Raw genomic sequence first — 21403 nt, 5'->3', positions numbered from 1 at the left:
ATGACCGCTGTGGACGTGTTGGTGGTGGGCGCGGGACCGTCGGGTCTGACGATGGCGTGCGAGCTCGCCCTCGCGGGCGTCACGGCCACCGTGATCGACGCGCAGCCGGAGCCGAACCGGCACTCCAAGGCGTTGGGCCTGCAACCGCGGACCGTGGAGCTGCTGGACTCGCGCGGCCTGCTCGACGCGGTGCTCACCGAGGCGGTGGCCCGAATACCCGATGGCCACTTCGCCGGCCTGCCGGTGCCGCTCACCTACGACCGCTGGGACAGCGCGCATCCCTACCACCTGATCTATCCGCAGAACCTCTTGGAAGGCGTGCTGGAAGCCGAGGCGTGCCGACGTGGTGTGCGGGTGCTGCGGTCGCATGAACTCGTCGGTCTCACGCAGTCCGACGAGTCCGCGACCGCCGTCGTGGCGACACCGGACGGCGAGGTCCGCTACACCGCGAGGTACGTCGTCGGCTGCGACGGCCACAGCAGCGCCGTGCGCAGGCTTGGTCGCTTCGCCTTTCCCGGTACGTCCACGGACTTCTCCGGCGTCGTCGCGGACGTCGTGCTGGAGTCCGCGCCACCGGAGGTGCTGAGCCGGCCACGCCGCACCGCGGACCTGCTCGGCGACGAGCGGCAGGAGCGGCGCGACGTCTCCTACCCGCTGGTGCCGCTGCCCAACGGCCGCTACCGCGTGGTGTGGGCGGAGCACGGGCGCCGGGCCGAGGACGCGGTGACCGCGCAGGAGGTCAAGGACGCCGTGGCTCAGCGCTACGGCACGCAGGTGCGGATCGCCGACGTCGAGTGGGCGTCCCGGCTGTCCGATGCCGCCCATCAGGCCACCGACTACCGGATCGGCCGGCTGTTCGTGGTCGCGGATGCCGCGCGCATCCACATCCCGGCGGGCGGGCAGGGGCTGAGCGTCGGCATCCAGGACGCGGTGAACCTGGGCTGGAAGCTGGGCCTGGTCGTCACCGGTCGGGCTCCCGATTCGCTGCTGGACACCTACCACGACGAACGTCACCCCGTGGGCGCGCGGGTGCTGGAGAACACGCGTGTGCAGGCGTTGCTGACCAACCCGGCCGCCGAGTACGACGCGCTGCGCCGCACCTTCGTCGACCTGCTGAGGCTGCGGGAGGTCAACGACCGGTTCGCCGGGCTGCTGTCAGGACTGGACGTGCGCTACGCCGTGGACAACCCTGTGGCGCACGAGTTGCTCGGTGCGCGGATGCCCGACCTGCCGACGTGCGCCGGGCGGTTGTTCGAGCGGCTGCGCTCCGGTCGAGGCGTCCTGGTGGCGGGTGCGGAGCACGCCGCGCGGTCGCGAGGTTGGGCCGACCGCGTCGAGACCACCGAGGGCGACCTGTCGCGCTGGGCGGTCTCCGGTGTGCTGGTGCGCCCCGACGGTCACGTGTGCTGGGTCGCGCCCGACGACGACCCCGCCCACGGAGAACATCTCGATGCGGCGCTGCGGGCCTGGTTCGGACCGCCTGCCTGACCCGATCGCGACGAGGAAGCCCCCGGCCACGCGGCCGGGGGCTTCCTGCTCTCAACGACTCAACCAGCGTTCCACCGCGGCGGCGGTAGTGCCCGCGTGGTCCTCCAGGATCGTGAAGTGGTCGCCGGGGACGTCCGCCTCGTCATGCGGCAGCTCCCACGCCGACCGCCAGTCCTCCGGAAGGTCGGGCGCGAACGGCTCCACGGCCCTCAGGTGCAGCGTCGGCGCCGAGGTGAGGGCCGGTTCCCAGCCGGCGAACGCCTCGAAGTAGCGGCCCATCGCGATGAGCCGCGCGTCGTCGTGCAGCACCGTGTCCTTCTCCCGGGCGGCGACGGCGCGGTTGAGGTCGCGTTCGACCCACGAATGCGCTCTGGTCAGCGCGGGCGGGTAGACGTCGAGCACCACCACCGCGACCACCGGGTCGCCTTCAGCCTCCAGCGCGGCGGCCAGGGTGTTGGCCAGCAGCCCGGACGCCGACCGTCCCACCAACACGCACGGTCCGCCACCGGTGACCGCCCGCACGGCCGCCGTCTGGGCGGCGACCAGCGCCGCGAGATCGGCCGGGATGTCCTGCCCTGGCAGGAAACCGGGTTCGTGCAGCGCCCACACGTCGCGGTCCGACGCGGTGGCGAACCGGACGAACTCGTGGGGCCCGGCGACCGCGTTGAACGACGGCAAGCACACCAGCGGCACGCCGCCGCCGCGCGCCAACCGCACCGGTGTCGCGGGAGCGGGTGGCGCCGCCGCGGTGAACGACGGTCGCAGCCTCGCCGCGGCGCGCAGCAAGTCACCGGCCTCGTCGGTGCGGCCCTGCGAGCACGCCGCCCAGTAGAGCGATCCGATACCGGTCGGCTGCGGCGCGTCGACCAGCCCGGCGACGTGTGCGGCCAGAGCATTCGCCGTCGGGTGGTCGAACACCGCCGTGGCGCTCAGCCGCACTCGCGTCGCCGCCTCCAAACGGGTGCGGATCTCCAGGGAGGTCAGCGAGTCGATGCCCAGGTCGGTGAACGCGGCGTCCGGGTCGAACGCCTCGGCCGCGTGGCCGAGCACCGCCGCGACGGTGCGGCGCACCAACTCCGGGATGCCGACGTCCTCGACCTGTTCGGTGACGACCGGTGCGGGAGCCGCGGTGAACCCGCCGTCGAGCCAGTAACGGGTGCGGTCGAAACCGTAGCCGGGGGCGAGGGCTCCGGAGTCGGGCAACAGCGTGGACCACCGCACGTCCGCGCCGTCGGCCCACAGTGCGGCCAGCGCCTCGACCAGCGCCTCGGCGTCACCGCGGTCGCGCCGCAGGACCGGCCGCACCACGTGCTCGGCGGGCACGATGTCCCGTGTGAGAGTGGTGAGCACCGCGTCCGGCCCCAGTTCCACGAACCGGGTCGTGCCCAGCTCCAGCAGCCGCGCCACGCCGTCGGCGAACCGCACCGGCTGCCGCGCCTGGCGCACCCAGTACTCCGGGGTGAGCACCTCGTCGCCCACGACTTCGCCGGTCACGTTCGACACCAGCGGCAGGTGTGGCGTCCGGAACCCGAGATCCGCCGCCACGGCCCGGAACTCGTCGAGGAAGCCGTCGAGCTGTGGCGAGTGGAAAGCGCGACCGACACGCAGCCGCCGGGTCCGGGCGAACCGTGACGCCACCTCGGAGACCAGTGCCGCGGGTCCGGACACCACGGTCGAGAGCGGCCCGTTGACCGCCGCCACCGACACCTCGTGCTCCAGGCCCGCGAGAGCTGCCAGCACCTCCTGCTCCGAGGCGGTGACGGCGACCATGGTGCCGTCCTCGGGAAGTCTCGCCATCAACTTCCCGCGCGCTGCCACCAGGGCGGCGGCGTCGGCGAGGTCCAGCACCCCCGCTACGTGCGCGGCGGACAGTTCCCCGATCGAGTGTCCCAGCAACGCCTTCGGCCGCACACCGTGCTCGCTGTCGAGGAACGCCGCCAGCGCCACCTGGAGCGCGAACAGCGCGGGCTGCACGAGGTCGGTACGGGTCAACTGGTCGTCGGTCGGCCGCAGCACCAAGTCCCGCGTGGGCACGTCGAGGTGCCGGTCGAGTTCCGCGCACACCTCGTCCAGCGCTTTGGCGAACGTCGGCACGCGGTCGTAGAGCTGGGCGCCCGCCGCCCGCTGTGATCCCTGCCCGGTGAACAGGAACGCTGTCACACCGTCTCGCGTCACCGACTCCGCCGCGGCGGTGAGGTCGTCGCGGATGTCCCGACCGGGCACGGCGACCACGCCGATCCGGTGCGGCAGGTGCGCGCGACCGGTTGCCAGGGTGTGGGCGAGCGCGGCGGGGGAGACGTGCTCCAAGCGCTCGCGCAGGCGCCGCACCTGGTTGCGCAGCCCGCCTGAGGTGCGAGCCGACAGCAGTAGCGGGACGGGCAGGTCGCTCTCCGCGGGCTTGGGAACGTCCGGTCCCTGTTCGAGGATGAGGTGGGCGTTGGTGCCGCTGATGCCGAAGGAGGAGACGGCGGCGCGTCGGGGTCGGTCTGTTTGTGGCCAGGGTCGGGTCCGGGTGGCGAGTTGCACGGTGCCGCTGGTCCAGTCGACTTCGGGGGTGGGGTTGTCGGCGTGGAGGGTGGGGGGCACGGTGCGGTGTCGTAGTGCCATGACGGTTTTGATCACGCCTGCGACGCCGGCGGCGGCTTGGGTGTGTCCGATGTTGGATTTGACGGAGCCGAGCCATAGGGGTTGGTTGGGGTTTCGGTTTTGGCCGTAGGTGGTGAGTAGTGCTTGGGCTTCGATGGGGTCGCCGAGGCGGGTTCCGGTGCCGTGGGCTTCGAGTAGGTCGATTTCGGTGGGTGGTAGGGCTGCGTTGTGGAGTGCGGCTTGGATGACTCGTTGTTGTGCGGGGCCGTTGGGTGCGCTGAGGCCGTTGGATGCGCCGTCCTGGTTGATGGCGGAGCCTTTGAGGATGGCGAGGATGTGGTGGTTGTTGTGTTGGGCGTCGGTGAGTTTTTCGAGGAGTAGGAGGCCGGTGCCTTCGGCGGGGCTCATGCCGTCGGCGTTGGTGGAGAAGGGTTTGCAGCGTCCGTCGGTGGCGAGGCCGCGTTGTTTGCTGAATTCGATGAAGACGGAGGGTGTTGCCATGATGGTGATGCCGCCGGCGAGTGCGAGTGTTGATTCGCCGGTTCGGAGTGATTGTGCGGCGAGGTGGATGGCGACGAGGGAGGATGAGCAGGCGGTGTCGATGGTGAGTGCGGGTCCTTCGAGGCCGAGGGTGTAGGCGACGCGGCCGGACAGGACGCTGCCCGCGTTGCCGGTGCCCAGGTAGCCCACCACCTCGGGTGGCAGGTCCCGCGCGAGCTGCGGGTAGTCCTGGTTGCTGATACCCGCGAACACACCGGTGCGGGTGCCGCGCAGCGATGTCGGGTCGATGCCCGCGTCCTCGATGGCGTGCCAGGCGGTCTCCAGCAGCAGCCGCTGTTGGGGGTCCATCGCCAGCGCCTCACGCGGGGAGATGCCGAAGAAGCTGGCGTCGAACCCGGCCACGTCGTCCAGGAACCCGCCTTCGCGGGCGTAGCTGGTGCCGGGTCGGTCCGGATCGGGGTCGTACAGGGCTTCGAGATCCCAGCCCCGGTCGGTGGGGAAGCCGGTGATCGCGTCACCGCCGTCCAGCACCAGCCGCCACAGGTCGTCGGGGGAAGCGACACCACCGGGGAACCGGCAACCGATGCCGATGATCGCGATCGGCTCCACCGACGACACCGCAACTGCTGCGGCGGGCGCGACCGGAGCCGCGTCGCCCAGCAGTTCCCCACCGAGGAACCGTGCCAGCACGTCGGGCCGAGGGTGGTCGAACACGAGCGTGGCGGGCAGGCGCAGCCCGGTGACGGCGTGCAGCCGGTTGCGCAGCTCCACCGCGGTCAGCGAGTCGAAACCCAGCTCCCGGAACGATTGCGCCGGGTCGATGGCGTGAGTTCCCGGGTGGCCGAGCACCGTGTTGGCCTGGTCGCGCACCAACGCCAACAAGGTCTCCTGCCGCTCGGTCTCGGCCAGAGCACGCAGCCGCACCACCAGCTCGGAGACGTCCTCGGTGGTGGCGGCGCTGCGCAGCCGCGACGTGCGGCGGGGAGCGGCGAGATCGCGCAGAAGCGGGTGGACGGTGTCGACTCTCGCCGAGAGCGGGGTCGCCACGAGGTGCGCGTGGCCCGCGGCGGGCGCGGCGTCGTGCAGCGCGAGTGCCTGAGCGGGGCTCATCGGCAGGAACCCGCCGCGCCGCACCCGGTTGAGGTCGGCTTCACCGAGCGTCGCCGCCATGCCGGTGCCGGTGTCCCACAAACCCCAGCCCACGGACGTCACCGCCGCACCGCCTGCCCGCCGGTCGTGCGCGAACGCGTCGAGGAACGTGTTCGCCGTCGTGTACCCCGCCTGGCCCGCACCGCCGAACGTCGCGGAGGCACTGGAGTACAGCAGCAACGCCGCGTCACCCACCAGGGATTCCAGGACGAGGGTGCCGTGCACCTTCGGCTTCAGCACGCGTGCGAGCTGCTCCGGTGTGGTGGCGCTCAGCGTCGCGTCGTCCAGCACCGCGGCCGTGTGCACCACTGCCTGCACCGGCTGGTCGGTCGGGACCGCCGCCAGCGCTTCGGCGACCTGCCGTGCGTCGGTGACGTCGCAGGCGCGGGCGGTGGCCGTGCCTCCCAGCGTGGTGACGTGCTCCGCGAGCGCGATGGGCTCGGTGCGGCTGAGCAGCAGCACGTGCCGCACTCCGTGCTGCGCGATGAGGTGCTCGACGACGTGGTGCGCCACACCGCCGTTCGCGCCGGTGACCACCACGGTCCGGTCGGGGTCGAGCCGGACGGGGTCGGGCACGGGAACCGGTGCGAGACGAGGCGCGAGCAGGATTCCGCCTCGCACCGCGAGCTGCGGTTCATCGAGCCGGAGCACTCGCGGGACGAGTGCGGCCACGTCGTGCGACGGTGCGGCGGGATCGAGGTCGAGCAGGACGATCCGCCCGGTGTGCTCTGCCTGGGCGGTCCGCGTCATACCCCACAGCGGAGCGTGGACGAGGTCTACCGACTCGTTGTCGACAGCGACCGCTCCGGTGGTGACGATCACCAGCGGCACACCGCTGTCGTCGGCCATCCACCGCTGGAGGGCGGCGACGTGCTCCACCGCGGCTGTGACCACGGCGTCCCCGAGATCGTCCCCGAGATCGTCCACGGGGACGGATGCGGGACGGCGCCACACCACGGCGTCCGCGACCTCACCGACGTCCGAGGCGGGCTCGGCCTCCACCGGACGCCAGTCCAGCCGGAACAGCTCCGTCCGAGCGGTGCGGATCGGCGGGACCGCCCGCAGGCGCAACTCGTCGATCGACGCGACCGGCGCGCCTGCCGTGTCGAACACCTCCACGGTCAGCGCTTCCGGTCCGCGTGCGGTGAGCCGCACTCGCAGCACCGTCGCGTCCCTGGCGTGCAGGGTCGCCCCGGTGAAAGCGAACGGCATCACCGGATCCCCGGTCGTGTGCAGCGCCAATGGGTGCAGCGCGGCGTCGAGCAGCGCCGGGTGCAACCCGAACCGCTCGGGCTCGCCGGGCAGCACCACCTCCGCCCAGGTCCGATCGCCCTGCCGCCACGCCGCGCGCACCGCGCGGAACGCGGGACCGTACTCCAAGCCGCCCCCGGCCAGGGTTTCGTAGAGGTCGCCCACCGGCACGGCCTCGGCGCCCGGCGGAGGCCACTCGGCCAGGCATTCCGGCTCGGACGTCGACACGTCCAGGGTGGCCGTCGCGTGGTGCACCCACTCGTCGTCCGGACCCTGCGTGTGGATCAGGACGTCCTCGGCGACCGTCACGCGCAGCCGCGCTGGTTCCTCCGGCACCGGCACGGGCGCGTGCAGCGCGAGTTCGCGCACCGAGCCCATGCCCGTGTCCTCCGCTACGTGCCACACGAGGTCCAGCAGTGCCGCGCCGGGCAGCAGTGGAACACCGCTGACGGTGTGCTCGGCGAGCCACGGCTGCGCCGCGCGATCGATCAGTCCTGTGTAGACGGTTCCGCCGTCGGCCAGGTCGACCCGCGCGGTGAGCAGTGGGTGATCGGATGCCTGCTGTCCCGCCTGCGCGGGCGAGTGTGCGGTCTTCTTCTTCACTTCCAGCCAGTGGTGTTGGTGTTGGAAGGGGTAGGGGGGTAGGGGGGTGGTGTGTGTGGTGGTGGGTGTGGGGAGGGTGATGGGGAGGCCGGTGGTGTGGGCGTGGGCGAGGTTGTGGTGGAGGCGGTTGGTGTTGCGGTGGAGGGTGGGGATGGTGGTGGCGTGGGGGAGGGTGTCGTGGGTGGGTGTGGTGAGGATGGGGTGTGGGCTGGTTTCGATGTAGTGGGTGTGGTGGGGGGTGAGTTTGGTGAGGGTTTGGTGGTAGTGGACGGGGTTGCGGAGGTTGTCGTACCAGTAGTGGGGGGTGAGGGTGGTGGTGTCGGTGGGGTGGGTGGTGAGGGTGGAGTGGAAGGGGGTGTGGGAGGGGTGGGGGGTGATGTGGATGTCGAGGAGGGTGTCGCGGAGGGTGTCGACGTGGGGGGTGTGGGAGGCGTAGTCGACGGGGATGAGGCGGTGGTGGATGTTGTGTTGTCGGCAGTGGTTGGTGAGTTGGTGGATGGCGTGGGTGTCGCCGGCGGCGACGGTGGTGGTGGGTGAGTTGTGGGCGGCGATGTGGGTGCCGGGTGGGAGTAGTGGGAGTAGTTGGTGGGCGGGTAGGGAGATGGAGGCCATGGCGCCGCGGCCGGTGATGGAGAGGAGGGCTTGGGCGCGGAGGGCGGAGAGTTTGGCGGCGTCGTCGAGGGTGAGTGCGCCGGCGATGTGGGCGGCGGCGATTTCGCCTTGGGAGTGTCCGATGACGGCGTCGGGGTGGATGTCGTGGGCCTGCCAGACGCGGGCGAGGGCGATCATCATGGTGAACAGGGCGGGTTGGATGCGGTCGACGCGGTCGAGGGGGCCGTTGCGGAGCAGGTCGATGACGGACCAGCCGGTGTGGGGGTGCAGGGCCGCGTCGCAGGCTTCGGCGGTGCGGGCGAAGACGGGGTTGGTGTCGTAGAGGTGGGCTCCCATGCCGTGCCATTGGGAGCCTTGTCCGGGGAACACGAACACGGTTCCGCCGCGGTGGGCGGGGACGGTGCCGGTGACGAGGTCGGGGTGCGGCCGGCCTTCGGCGAGGGCGGTGAGGGCGGTGTCGAATCCGGTGCGGTCGTCGTGGTGGCCGAGGATGACGGCGCGGTGGGTGAGCCGGGCGCGGGTGCGGGTCAGGGAGTGGGCGATGGCGGCGGGGTCGCCGGGGGTGTCGCGCAGCAGTGCCGCGACCCGCGCCAGCGCGGGCTCCGAGGCGGCGTCCAACGGCCACGCCACCACACCCGACCCCCACCCCAACCCCAACCCCGACCCAGACCCCGACCCAGACGCTGGCCCGGTCGCGGTGCTTGTCGCGGTGCTTGTCGCAGTGCCGGTGCCGGTGCCGGTGCCGACGGCGGACGCGGCGTCGGTGCCGGTCGCGGTGGCGGTGTCGGGGGCCTGTTCGAGGATGAGGTGGGCGTTGGTGCCGCTGATGCCGAAGGAGGAGACGGCGGCGCGTCGGGGTCGGTCTGCTTGTGGCCAGGGTCGGGTCCGGGTGGCGAGTTGCACCGCGCCGCTGGTCCAGTCGACTTCCGGGGTGGGGTTCTCGGCGTGCAGGGTGGGGGGCACGGTGCCGTGTCGTAATGCCATCACCGTTTTGATCACGCCCGCGACGCCGGCGGCGGCTTGGGTGTGTCCGATGTTGGATTTGACGGAGCCGAGCCATAGGGGTTGGTTGGGGTTTCGGTTTTGGCCGTAGGTGGTGAGTAGTGCTTGGGCTTCGATGGGGTCGCCGAGGCGGGTTCCGGTGCCGTGGGCTTCGAGTAGGTCGATTTCGGTGGGTGGTAGGGCTGCGTTGTGGAGTGCGGCTTGGATGACTCGTTGTTGTGCGGGGCCGTTGGGTGCGCTGAGGCCGTTGGATGCGCCGTCCTGGTTGATGGCGGAGCCTTTGAGGATGGCGAGGATGTGGTGGTTGTTGTGTTGGGCGTCGGTGAGTTTTTCGAGGAGTAGGAGGCCGGTGCCTTCGGCGGGGCTCATGCCGTCGGCGTTGGTGGAGAAGGGTTTGCAGCGTCCGTCGGTGGCGAGGCCGCGTTGTTTGCTGAATTCGATGAAGACGGAGGGTGTTGCCATGATGGTGATGCCGCCGGCGAGTGCGAGTGTTGATTCGCCGGTTCGGAGTGATTGTGCGGCGAGGTGGATGGCGACGAGGGAGGATGAGCAGGCGGTGTCGATGGTGAGTGCGGGTCCTTCGAGGCCGAGGGTGTAGGCGACGCGGCCGGACAGGACGCTGCCCGCGTTGCCGGTGATCACGTGACCTGCGGTGTCACCGGCGGACATCGCCAGCGCCGCGTAGTCCTGCCCGGCTACCCCCGCGAACACGCCGGTGCGGGTGCCGCGCAGCGATGTCGGGTCGATGCCCGCGTTCTCGATGGCGTGCCAGGCGGTCTCCAGCAGCAGCCGTTGTTGGGGGTCCATCGCCACCGCTTCACGCGGGGAGATGCCGAAGAAGTTCGCGTCGAACCCGGCCACGTCGTCCAGGAATCCGCCTTCGCGGGCGTAGCTGGTGCCGGGTCGGTCCGGATCGGGGTCGTACAGGGCTTCCAGATCCCAGCCCCGGTCGGTGGGGAACCCGGTGATCGCGTCACCGCCGTCCAGCACCAGCCGCCACAGGTCGTCGGGGGAAGCGACACCACCGGGGAACCGGCAGCCGATGCCGATGATCGCGATCGGCTCGGTGAAGCGGTCCTGCGCCTCGCGCAGGCGGCTCCGCACATCCCTGGTCTCGGCGATCGCCTTCTTCAGGTATTCCCGCAGTTGCCGTTCGTCGGCCACGTCAGCTCCTCAGTCCCGTCTCGTCCACCAGCCGGAACAGCTCTTCGTCACTCGCGTCGTCCAAGTCGTCCGCCGCCGGGGCGCCCGCCAGTTCGTCCAGGCGGTTGCGCAGGACGCGCAGCCTGTTGTCCACCCGTTCGTCCACGGCGACGGCCGAGTCGAGCGCGGCCAGCAGCCGGTCCAGGTTCGCCAGCAGCGGCTCTGCCGGATCGGCGGGAGGCGGGGCGAGCCGGTCGAGCAGGAACGCCGCGAGCGCCTCGGCGTTGGGGTGGTCGAAAGCCGCTGTCGCGGGCAGTCGGACCCCGGTCGCCGTCGCCAACCGGTTGCGCAGCTCCACCGCGCTCAGCGAGTCGAACCCCAGTTCGCGGAACGCCCGAGTGGCCGGCACCGCGCTCCCGGAGGAATGACCGAGCACCGCCGACGCCTGTTCACGCACCAGGGACACCAGCAGCGCCGGCCGCTCCGCCGGGTCCATCCCGGCCAGCCGGTCCACCAGACCGTCGCTCCTGGTCGTCGCGGACGCGGTGCGCAGCGCGGGCCGGACGAGGTCGCGCAACAGCGGCGCGGCGGCTCCGGTGTGCGCGGAGGAGTCGAGGCGTGCGGCGACCACGGCGGGCTCGGCGGAGGTGAGCGCGGCGTCGAACATCGCCATCGCGTCCGAAGTGGACAGGGCGGTCATGCCGCCCCGCGCCATCCGCGCCAGGTCGGCGTCGGTGAGGCGGGCTGTGGTGGCGCTGCGCTCCTCCCACAGCCCCCACGCCACCGACGTCGCGGCCAGCCCCAGCGATCGACGGTGCTCGGCGAGTGCGTCGAGGTAGGCGTTCGCCGCGGCGTAGTTGCCCTGGCCCGGCCCGCCGAACACACCCGCGGCGGAGGAGAACAGCACGAACGCCGACAGGTCCAGGTGACGGGTCAGCTCGTGCAGGTGCCACGCGCCGTGCGACTTCGCGGCGAACGCCCGTGCCACTTGGCCATCAGTCAGCTCCTCCACCAGGCCGTCGTCCACAACGGCCGCGGCGTGTACGACAGCGGTCAGCGGGTGTGCGGCCGGGATCGCGTCGAGCACCGCTCGCAACTGGTCACGGTCGGACACGTCGCACGCCGCGGTCACCACGTGCGCGTCCACGTCGGGTCCGGTCCCGCTGCGGCTGAGCAGCAGCAGCCGCGTCACGCCGTGTTCGGCCACCAGGTGTCGGGCGACGAGCGCACCGAGGGTGCCGCTCGCGCCGGTGACGAGGACGGTGCCCGACGGGTCGAGCCCACGTGGCACGGTGAGCACGACCTTGCCGACGTGCTTGGCCTGGCTCAGGTGCCGCAGCGCCTCCGACGCGTGCCGCACGTCCCACGCCGTTACCGGCGGTGGTTGCAGCGCGCCCTTTTCGAACAGCGCCACGAGTTCGCGCAGCATCTCCCCGATGCGGTCGGGGCCGGCGGCCGACACCAGGTCGTAGGGCCGGTAGCGGATGTCGGCACGCACGTCATCGCGCAGGTCGATGCGACCCATCTCCAGGAACGTGCCACCGGGCGCGGTGAGTCGCAGCGAGGCGTCGACGAAGTCGCCGGTCAGCGAGTTGAGCACGACGTCGACGGGACGGAACTTCTCGGCGAACCCCAGGTCGCGGGAGGACGCGACGTGGTCGTCGGGCAGACCGAGCCCGGCCTGCTTCGCCGGTGACGCGGTGGCGAACACCTCCGCGCCCAGGTGCCGCGCGAGTTGGCGAGCCGCGGTTCCCACGCCACCGGCGGCGGCGTGGACCAGGATCGACTGCCCCGCCCTGAGGTCCGCGAGGTCCACCAAGCCGTAGTAGGCGGTCAGGTACACCACCGGGATCGCCGCGGCAGTGGCGAAGTCCCAGTCGCGCGGCATCGATGAGATCAACCGGCGATCGGTGACCGCGGTGGAGGCGATGGCGTCGGGGAACATGCCGAACACGCGGTCGCCCGGCACGAGATCGCCGACCTCGGCGCCGACCTCGATGACGACCCCCGCCGCCTCGCTGCCGATCGTGGCGTCCGGATCGGGGTAGAGGCCCAGGACGATGAGCGTGTCGCGGAAGTTCAAGCCCGCCGCGCGCACCGCGACGCGGACCTCGTGGGGCGCCAGTGGTTCACGCCGCTGGTCGACGGTAGCGACGTCGTCGAACGTGCCGCCGCTTGGCTTGGCGAGCCGCCAGTCGTGCGCGGGCAGCGGTATGGCGCCGACCCTGTGCAGGCGCGGGGCCAGAACCACGGCGTCGCGCACGGCGACCTGCGGCTCGTCGCCGACGGGCGGCACGGCGCCGGCCGTCTCCACGAGCGTGATCCGGTCGGGGTGTTCGGCCTGGGCCGAGCGCAGCAGACCCCACGTCGCCGCGGTCGCGGGGTGGGAGGCGTCGCGGGTGGTGACCACCAGCCGGGGCCCGTCGCCGGCGAGCCTGGCCTTCACCGCTGCCAGAGCCCCCAGAACGGCGGCCTCGGCGTCAACGGCGGACCGCCCGCCGGGCTCGGGCAACGCCAGCACCTCGAAGGGCTCGTCGGACGGCAGCGGGGGCTGGACCGGCGTCCAGCGCACCGCCAACAGAGGCGCGGCCGACGCGGTCGGCTTCTCCGCCAGCGGTCGCAGCCGCAGCGAGGCGATGTCGGCGACGGGTTCCCCCGTGCTGTCGGCGACCTCCACCGCGATCCCGCCGTCGGCGGCCGGGGAGAGGCGGACCCGCAGTTCCGTGGCGTCCACCGCGTGCAGCGTCGCCGAGGTCCACGAGAAAGGCAGACTGGTCGTGCCGCGCAGTTCCTCGGGCACCAGGTCACCCAGCGCCATCGCGTGCAGCGCCGCGTCCAGCAACGCCGGGTGGAGGCCGAAGCCCGCCACCGGGACGTCGTCCAACCGGACGTCGGCGAACACCTCGTCACCGCGTCGCCACGCTGCCCGCACACCCCGGAAGGCCGGACCGTAGGACACGTCAAGCTCGGCGTAGCGGTCGTACAGATCGCCCACCGGGATCTCCGAAGCGCCCTCGGGTGGCCACACGCGCAGCCCTGGAAGTGCCGTGGTGTCTACGGGTCCGATAAGTGCACGGGCGTGCCTTGTCCAAGGCGCGTCGTCAGGCGCGTCATCGAGCCGCGAGTGGCACACCAGGGCACGTGACCCCGATGCGTCGGGCGGTTCCACCGCGACCTGCACCTGCACAGCCCGGTCGGCGGGCAGCATCAAGGGCGCCTCCAGCGTCAGCTCCGCCACGGACGGCGAGCCCACGTGCCATGCCAGGTCGAGGAACGCGGTGCCCGGCAGGATCGCGGTGCCGCGCACCGCGTGGTCGGCCAGCCACGGGTGCGTGCGCAGCGACACCCGTCCGCTGAACAGCGAACCGCCTTCGGCCAACGCGGTGGCCGCGCCCAACAACGGGTGCTCCGCCGCCGCCAGGCCCACCGACCGCAGGTCCCCGGCGCCGCTGCCGACCGCGGCCCAGTAGCGCTCCCGGTCAAACGGGTACACCGGCAGCTCCGCGGTCGGGCCGTCGTCGAGCCACGTCTGCCATCCCACCGACAACCCGGTGGTGTGGGCGGCGGCCAGCGCACGCGCGAACTGCTCCCGGCCGCCCTGTTCGCGGCGCAACGTCGCCAGCACGTGGGCGTCCTCCAGCGTCTCGCTGAGCGCGTTGGCCAGCACCGGGTGCGGACTGATCTCCAGGAACACCGTGTGCCCGGCCTCGGCCAGCGACTTGGAGGCCTGCTCGAACAGCACCGGTTCACGCAGGTTGTCGAACCAGTAGGCCTCGTCCATGACAGCGCCGTCCACGAAGGCCCCGGTGACGGTCGAGCAGAACGGCACCGCGCCCGTCGTCGGGGCGAGACCGCTCAGCTCGTCGGCGAGCCGGTCGCGCAGGGCGTCCATCAGCGGCGAGTGGCCGGCCGTCTGGACGCCGGCGATGCGACGCGTCCGCACACCACGCGCGGTCAGCGCCGCCTCCAGTTCGCCGAGCGCCTCGACCGCGCCGGACACGGTCACCGACCCCGGCGCGTTGACCGCGGCGACCGACAGCCGGTCACGCCACGGTTCCAACGCCTCTGCCACCTGCTCCGAGCCCAGTGCCACGCCGAGCATCGCGCCGCGTCCGGTCAGCTCCACCAGCGCCGCGCTGCGCCGCGCGACGATCCGCACCGCGTCGGCCAGCGACAGCACCCCGGCGACGTGGGCGGCGGCCAGTTCGCCCTGTGAGTGCCCGACCACCGCGTCCGGCTCCACGCCGTGCGCCCGCCACAGAGCCGCCAGCGCCACCATCGTCGTGAACAACACCGGTTGCACGACGTCGATGGCCTCCAACGGCCGTCCCTCCGCGAGCGCGTCGGCCACCGACCAGTCGAGGTGACGGGAGAACTCCGCGTCACACGAGGCCACGGTGTCGCGCACCACGGGCGATTCCGCGAGCAGCGCCGACATCATCCCTGGCCACTGCGTGCCCTGGCCGGGGAACACGAACGCCACTTTCGCACGGCGATCCGCGGTGCCGGTCACCACGTCGGGGTGCGCACTGCCGTCGGCGAACGCCGCCAGCGCCTCCCGCAGCCCGGGAAGGTCGTCGGCCACGATCGCCGCGCGCACCGGCAGCGCCGCGCGGGCCAGGCTCGCGCGCGCGATGTCCACCACTGGCGCGTCCACCTCCCGCAACGCGCGGGCCTGGTCGGCCAGCGCCCGCGAGGACTTCGCCGAAAGCAGCACGGGAGCCGTGCGCGGCGCGACTTCCCCGGCTGGGAACTGCGCGGGGTCGGGGGCCTGCTCCAGGATCACGTGCGCGTTGGTGCCGCTGATCCCGAACGACGAGATGCCTGCCCGTCGGGTCCGCCGCCCACGCGGCCACGGCACCGACTCGGTCGGCAGCACCACCTCGCCGGCCGACCAGTCCACGTGGGGGTTCGGTTCCTCGACGTGCAGCGTCGGCGGCAGCGCCTCGTGGTGCAGCGCCAACGCCATCTTGATCACGCCCGCGACCCCGGCTGCGGCCTGCGCGTGGCCCAGGTTCGACTTGATCGAACCCAGGTGCAGCGGTGCGTCCCGGTGCTGTCCGTAGGTCGCGATGACCGCCTGCGCCTCGATCGGGTCGCCCAGGCGGGTTCCGGTGCCGTGCGCCTCGACGGCGTCCACGTCGGACGGTCGCAGACCGGCGTCGGCAAGCGCGGCGCGGATCACGCGCTGCTGCGCCGGACCGTTGGGAGCGCTCAGGCCGTTGGACGCGCCGTCCTGGTTCACCGCGCTCCCGCGTACGACGGCGAGGATGCGGCGACCGCGGCGCAGCGCGTCGGACAGCTTCTCCAGCACGACGACGCCGACGCCCTCGGCGAACCCTGTGCCGTCGGCGTCGCCGGAGAAGGCGTGGCAGCGGCCGTCCGACGACAGCGCGCCCTGCCTGCTGTAGTCGACGAACAGCGTCGGCGTCGCCATCACCGTGACGCCGCCCGCGAGCGCGAGCGAGCACTCGCCGTCACGCAGCGCCCGCGCGGCCAGGTGCAGCGTGACCAGCGACGACGAGCAGGCCGTGTCGACCGTGAGCGCCGGCCCTTCCAACCCGAGCGAGTACGCGACACGCCCGGACACCACGCTGCCGGCGTTGCCGGTGCTGCGGTACCCGGCGATCTCCTCGGGCAGCTCGCCCGCGCCCTGGAGGTAGTCCTGGTACATCACGCCCGTGAACACCCCCGTTTGCGTGCCGCGCAACGACGTCGGGTCGATGCCCGCGTGCTCGACCGCGTGCCACGTCGTCTCGAGCAGGAGCCGCTGCTGGGGGTCCATGGCCAGCGCCTCGCGCGGGGAGATGCCGAAGAACGCGGCGTCGAAGTCGGCGACGCCGTCGAGGAACCCGCCCTGCCGCGCGAACGCGGGTGCGTCATCGAGGTCCCAGCCGCGGTCGTCGGGGAACGGGCCCACCCCGTCACGGCCGTCGTGCAACAGCCGCCATAGGTCGTCCGGCCCACGCACGCCGCCGGGGTAGCGACACCCGATGCCGATGATCGCGACGGGTTCGCCGTCGACCCGCTCGACGGTGCGAGCGGACGTCTTCCCCGGCCGTCCCAGCAACTCGGCTACCAGGTGATCGGTGAGCGTGTCGGGCGTGGGGTGGTCGAACACCAGCGTCGCGGGCAGCTTCAGCCCGGTCGCCTCGGCCAGTCGGTTGCGCAGCGCCACGGAGGTCAGGGAGTCGAAACCCAGGTCCCGGAACGGCTGCGCGGGGTCGAGCGGGTGCCCGGCCGGGTGACCGAGCGCGGCGTTGGCGTGCTCGTGGACCAGCGCCGCCAGGCTGTCCCGGCTCACCTGCGCGGGCCGGTCCGCGGCGGCGCGTCGGCGCGTCGGCGCGAGGCTCCGCAGAAGCGGTGGCACGTCGCCACCCCGGCGGACGTCCACGTGCAGCGGCAGCAGCACCGGTTGCGCCGCGGCGCTCCCCGCGTCGAACAGCGCCAACCCCTCCTCGGTGCCCAGCGGAAGCAGCCCGCTGTCCACCAACCGCTTCCGGTCGGACTCTGACAAATGGCCGGTGGTCCCGGTCGCCTCCTCCCACAGCCCCCACGCCAGCGACGTCGCCGGGAGTCCCAGCGCGTGGCGTTGGCGGGCGAGGGCGTCGAGGAAGGCGTTGGCGGCGGCGTAGTTGGCCTGGCCGGGGCCGCCGAACGTCCCTGAGGCGCTGGAGAACAGCGTGAACGACGTCAGATCCGAGGTTTGCTCGTGCAGGTTCAGCGCGCCCAGTGCCTTCGGCCTCAGCACGGCTTCCAGTTGGCGGTCGGTGAGCGCGGCGATCGTCGCGTCGTCCAGGACACCGGCCGCGTGCACGACCGAGCGCAGCGGCGCGGGGGATTCGCGCAGCGCGGCGGCGAGCTGGTCGGCGTCGGCGATGTCGCACGCCACCGCGATCGCGGTCGCCCCCAGCTCCGACAGCTCCCGTGCGAGGGCTTCGGGACGGGTGCGGCTGAGCAACAGCAGGTTCCGCACGCCGTGGCGTGTCACGAGGTGTCGCGCCACGTGCCGAGCCAGCACGCCGCGCGCCCCCGTGATGAGCACGGCGCCGTCCGGGTCGTGGTTGGCGGGTTCGGGCAGCGGGACGCGGGCCAGCCGCGCCACGTGCACGCGACCACCGCGCACCGCTACCTGGGGCTCGCCGGTGGAGAGCGCGTGCCGCACCGCCGCTGCGACGCCGTCCTCGGCGTCCACCAGGAAGAACCGGCCGGGATGCTCGGCCTGGGCGCTGCGGGTCATGCCCCACACCGCGCCTTCCGGGGCCACCACCACGAGCGGGACATCCATGTCCAGCCATGACTTCAACGCCCGCAGGTGCCTGCCGAGCACTTCCGTGTCGAGCGCGGGCGCGGAATGGGAGAGCAGCACGGCATCGGGAGACTCGCCCGATGCCGCGAACTCCGCGAGGTCACGCCACACCCGTGAGGTGACCCCGGACCGTTCGAGGGCATCGGCCATCGCCCGGTCGCCGATCACGTCGTACCGAACGCCGACCGGCTCGGACGCGTCGACGGGCAGCCAGCGCGGCTCGAACAGCGCGCCGCGCCCGACGGTCGTCGAGTCCGGGGTCGAGTCCGAGACCGGGCGCAGGCGCAATCCCCCGATCGTCGCGACCGGCGCGCCGGTCGGGTCCGAGACGTCGACGGCGACCGAGTTGCCGTCGACGGTCAACCGCACCCGCAGCGCGTTCGCGCCCGTGGCGTGCAGGTGCGCGTCGGTGAAGGAGAACGGCATCAGCACCGGACCACCCTCGTCGCGGTCCAGGGCCAGCGGGTGCAGCGCCGCGTCGAGCAGCGCCGGGTGCAGCCCGTACCCCGTCGCGGTGACGCCCTCGGGCAGCACCACTTCCGCGTAGACGTGCCGGTCGTCCCGCCATGCCGCCCGAACTCCCCGGAAGGTGGGTCCGTACTCCAGTCCGTGTTCGAGAAGCTGTTCGTAGAGACCGTCCACGGGGACCTGCTCCGCATGCGGCGGCCACTCGGTGAGCGCGACGCCCGGTGCCTCGCTCGGGACGAGGCTGCCGGTCGCGTGGTGCGTCCACTCCTCGCCTTCGCCGGCGGTGTGCACCTCGACTTCGCGCGATTCGTCTGCCGCGGGCGCGGCCACCGTGATGCGCACCTTGCGCTTGCCGGTGAGCACGGCGGGCGCGTGCAGGGTCAGCTCCGCCAGCGCCAGTTCGCCGCCCGCTGCCCACACCAGATCCGCGAGCGCGGTGCCCGGCAGCACGACCGCCCCGTCCACGGTGTGCTCGGTGAGCCACGGCTGCGCCGCCGGGTTGATCAGTCCGGTGTGGACGGAAGAACCGTCGGGCAGATCGACTTCCGCGGTGAGCAGGGGGTGCCCGGTCGCATGCTGCCCGGCGCGCACGTCACCGGCTCGTTCCAGCCAGTGGTGTTGGTGTTGGAAGGGGTAGGGGGGTAGGGGGGTGGTGTGTGTGGTGGTGGGTGTGGGGAGGGTGATGGGGAGGCCGGTGGTGTGGGCGTGGGCGAGGTTGTGGTGGAGGCGGTTGGTGTTGCGGTGGAGGGTGGGGATGGTGGTGGCGTGGGGGAGGGTGTCGTGGGTGGGTGTGGTGAGGATGGGGTGTGGGCTGGTTTCGATGTAGTGGGTGTGGTGGGGGGTGAGGTTGGTGAGGGTTTGGTGGTAGTGGACGGGGTTGCGGAGGTTGTCGTACCAGTAGTGGGGGGTGAGGGTGGTGGTGTCGGTGTGGTGGGTGGTGAGGGTGGAGTGGAAGGGGGTGTGGGAGGGGTGGGGGGTGATGTGGATGTCGAGGAGGGTGTCGCGGAGGGTGTCGACGTGGGGGGTGTGGGAGGCGTAGTCGACGGGGATGAGGCGGTGGTGGATGTTGTGTTGTCGGCAGTGGTTGGTGAGTTGGTGGATGGCGTGGGTGTCGCCGGCGGCGACGGTGGTGGTGGGTGAGTTGTGGGCGGCGATGTGGGTGCCGGGTGGGAGTAGTGGGAGTAGTTGGTGGGCGGGTAGGGAGATGGAGGCCATGGCGCCGCGGCCGGTGATGGAGAGGAGGGCTTGGGCGCGGAGGGCGGAGAGTTTGGCGGCGTCGTCGAGGGTGAGTGCGCCGGCGATGTGGGCGGCGGCGATTTCGCCTTGGGAGTGTCCGATGACGGCGTCGGGGTGGATGTCGTGGGCCTGCCAGACGCGGGCGAGGGCGATCATCATGGTGAACAGGGCGGGTTGGATGCGGTCGACGCGGTCGAGGGGTCCGTTGCGGAGCAGGTCGATGACGGACCAGCCGGTGTGGGGGTGCAGGGCTGCGTCGCAGGCTTCGGCGGTGTGGGCGAAGACGGGGTTGGTGTCGTAGAGGTGGGCTCCCATGCCGTGCCATTGGGAGCCTTGTCCGGGGAACACGAACACGGTTCCGCCGTGGTGGGCGGGGACGGTGCCGGTGACGAGGTCGGGGTGCGGCCGGCCTTCGGCCAGAGCGGTCAGCGTCTCCCGGAGGTGGTTCGCGTCCTGGGCGATGACCACCGCGCGGCGGCGCAGTGACGCCCGACTGCTCGCCAGCGACCCCGCCACCCTGGTCGGCGACAGATCCGGCAGGTCCGCCACCGCCCGCGCCAGGGCACGCAGAGCGGGCTCCGACTGAGCTGACAACGGCACGAAAGTGGTACCCGGCACGAAAGTGGTACCCGGCACGAAAGTGGGACCCGGCACGTCCTTCGCTTCGACCGGTTCGTCCGCGGGCGCCTGTTCGAGGATCACGTGGGCGTTGGTGCCGCTCATGCTGAACGCCGACACCCCGGCCCGACGGGGACGGCCGGTCTCCGGCCATGGTGTCACCGACATCGTCAGCGCCACCGCGCCGGACGACCAGTCGACGTGCGGCGTCGGCGTCTCGGCGTGCAGGGTCGGCGGCAGGATCCCGTGTCGCAGCGCCAGGATGCTCTTGATGACGCCCGCCACACCCGCCGCCGCCTGGGTGTGACCGATGTTCGACTTCACCGAGCCGAGCCACAGCGGCCGATCCCGGTCTCGGCCGTAGGTCGCCAACAGCGCCTCGGCCTCGATCGGGTCGCCCAGCCGGGTGCCGGTGCCGTGCGCCTCCACCGCGTCCACATCGGACGGACCCAACCCCGCGTCCGCCAGCGCGTCGCGGATCACCCGCTGCTGGGCCGAGCCGCTCGGTGCGGTGAGCCCGTTCGACGCGCCGTCCTGGTTGACCGCGCTTCCCCGCAGCACCGCGAGCACCCGGTGGCCGTTGCGCCGCGCTTCGGAAAGGCGCTCCAGCACGAGAACGCCAACACCCTCGCCCCACGCGGTGCCGTCCGCCCCGGCGCCGAACGCCTTGCAGCGCCCGTCCGGCGCCAAGCCGCGCTGCCTGCTGAAGCTGGTGAACGCTTTCGGTGTCGTCATGATCGTGACGCCGCCCGCCAGCGCCAGCGCCGCCTCACCGGTGCGCAAGGCACGTGCCGCCAGGTGCAGCGTCACCAACGACGACGAGCACGCCGTGTCCACCGTCAGCGCGGGACCTTCCAGCCCCAGCGCGTAGGCGACCCGGCCCGACAGCACGCTCGGCGCGGTGCCGGTCGCCAGGTGCCCCTCCAGGCCCTCGGGCACCGCGAAGTCCGACGCCGCGGCGTAGTCCTGCCCGCTCATGCCCATGAACACGCCTGTCCTGGTGCCGCGCAGCGACGTGGGGTCGATCCCGGCGTCCTCGACCGCGTGCCACGCTGTCTCCATCAACAGCCGCTGCTGCGGGTCCATCGCGAGCGCCTCGCGCGGCGAGATGCCGAAGAACTCCGCGTCGAACCCCGCCGCGTCCTCGACGAACCCGCCGCGGCGGACGTAGCTCGTGCCGGGGTGGTCGGGGTCGTCGTGGAACAGCGCGTCGAGGTCCCAGCCGCGGTCGGTGGGGAACTCCCCGACGGCGTCGCGGCCCTCCACCAGCAGTCGCCACAGCGCGTCGGGGGACTCCGCCCCGGGGAAGCGACAACCGACACCCACCACGGCTATCGGTTCGCTGCCGCGGGCGACCTCCTGCCGCAGCAGTTCGTTCTCCTTCAAGGAGGTGCGCAGAGCGGTGACGATCCGCTCGGTCTCCATGGTCATGCCGGA

At 72.2% G+C, this 21403-nt stretch carries 2 protein-coding genes and 1 pseudogene; 1 reads left to right on the top strand and 2 read right to left on the bottom strand.

The window, feature by feature from the left end; all coding sequences use genetic code 11:
• On the top strand, positions 1-1488 hold the full coding sequence (locus F4560_RS14725) for an FAD-dependent monooxygenase (RefSeq protein WP_184920468.1): 1488 nt from the start codon (positions 1-3) through the stop codon (positions 1486-1488).
• A gap of 51 nt (positions 1489-1539) precedes the next feature.
• Here F4560_RS14725 and F4560_RS14720 read toward each other — a convergent pair.
• Together F4560_RS14720 and F4560_RS14715 are read right to left on the bottom strand one after the other, a co-directional pair.
• Positions 1540-10320, bottom strand: a pseudogene (locus F4560_RS14720) (SDR family NAD(P)-dependent oxidoreductase); the annotation flags it as partial.
• A gap of 37 nt (positions 10321-10357) precedes the next feature.
• Complete coding sequence (locus F4560_RS14715) at positions 10358-21397, bottom strand: type I polyketide synthase (RefSeq protein ID WP_184920462.1); 11040 nt, start codon at positions 21395-21397, stop codon at positions 10358-10360.
• Positions 21398-21403: the final 6 nt, after the last annotated feature.

This window comes from Saccharothrix ecbatanensis (assembly GCF_014205015.1).
In the GTDB taxonomy this organism is placed as follows: domain Bacteria; phylum Actinomycetota; class Actinomycetes; order Mycobacteriales; family Pseudonocardiaceae; genus Actinosynnema; species Actinosynnema ecbatanense.
The sequence above is the reverse complement of the archived record's forward strand: the minus strand, read 5'-3'. Positions and strand labels throughout refer to the sequence as shown.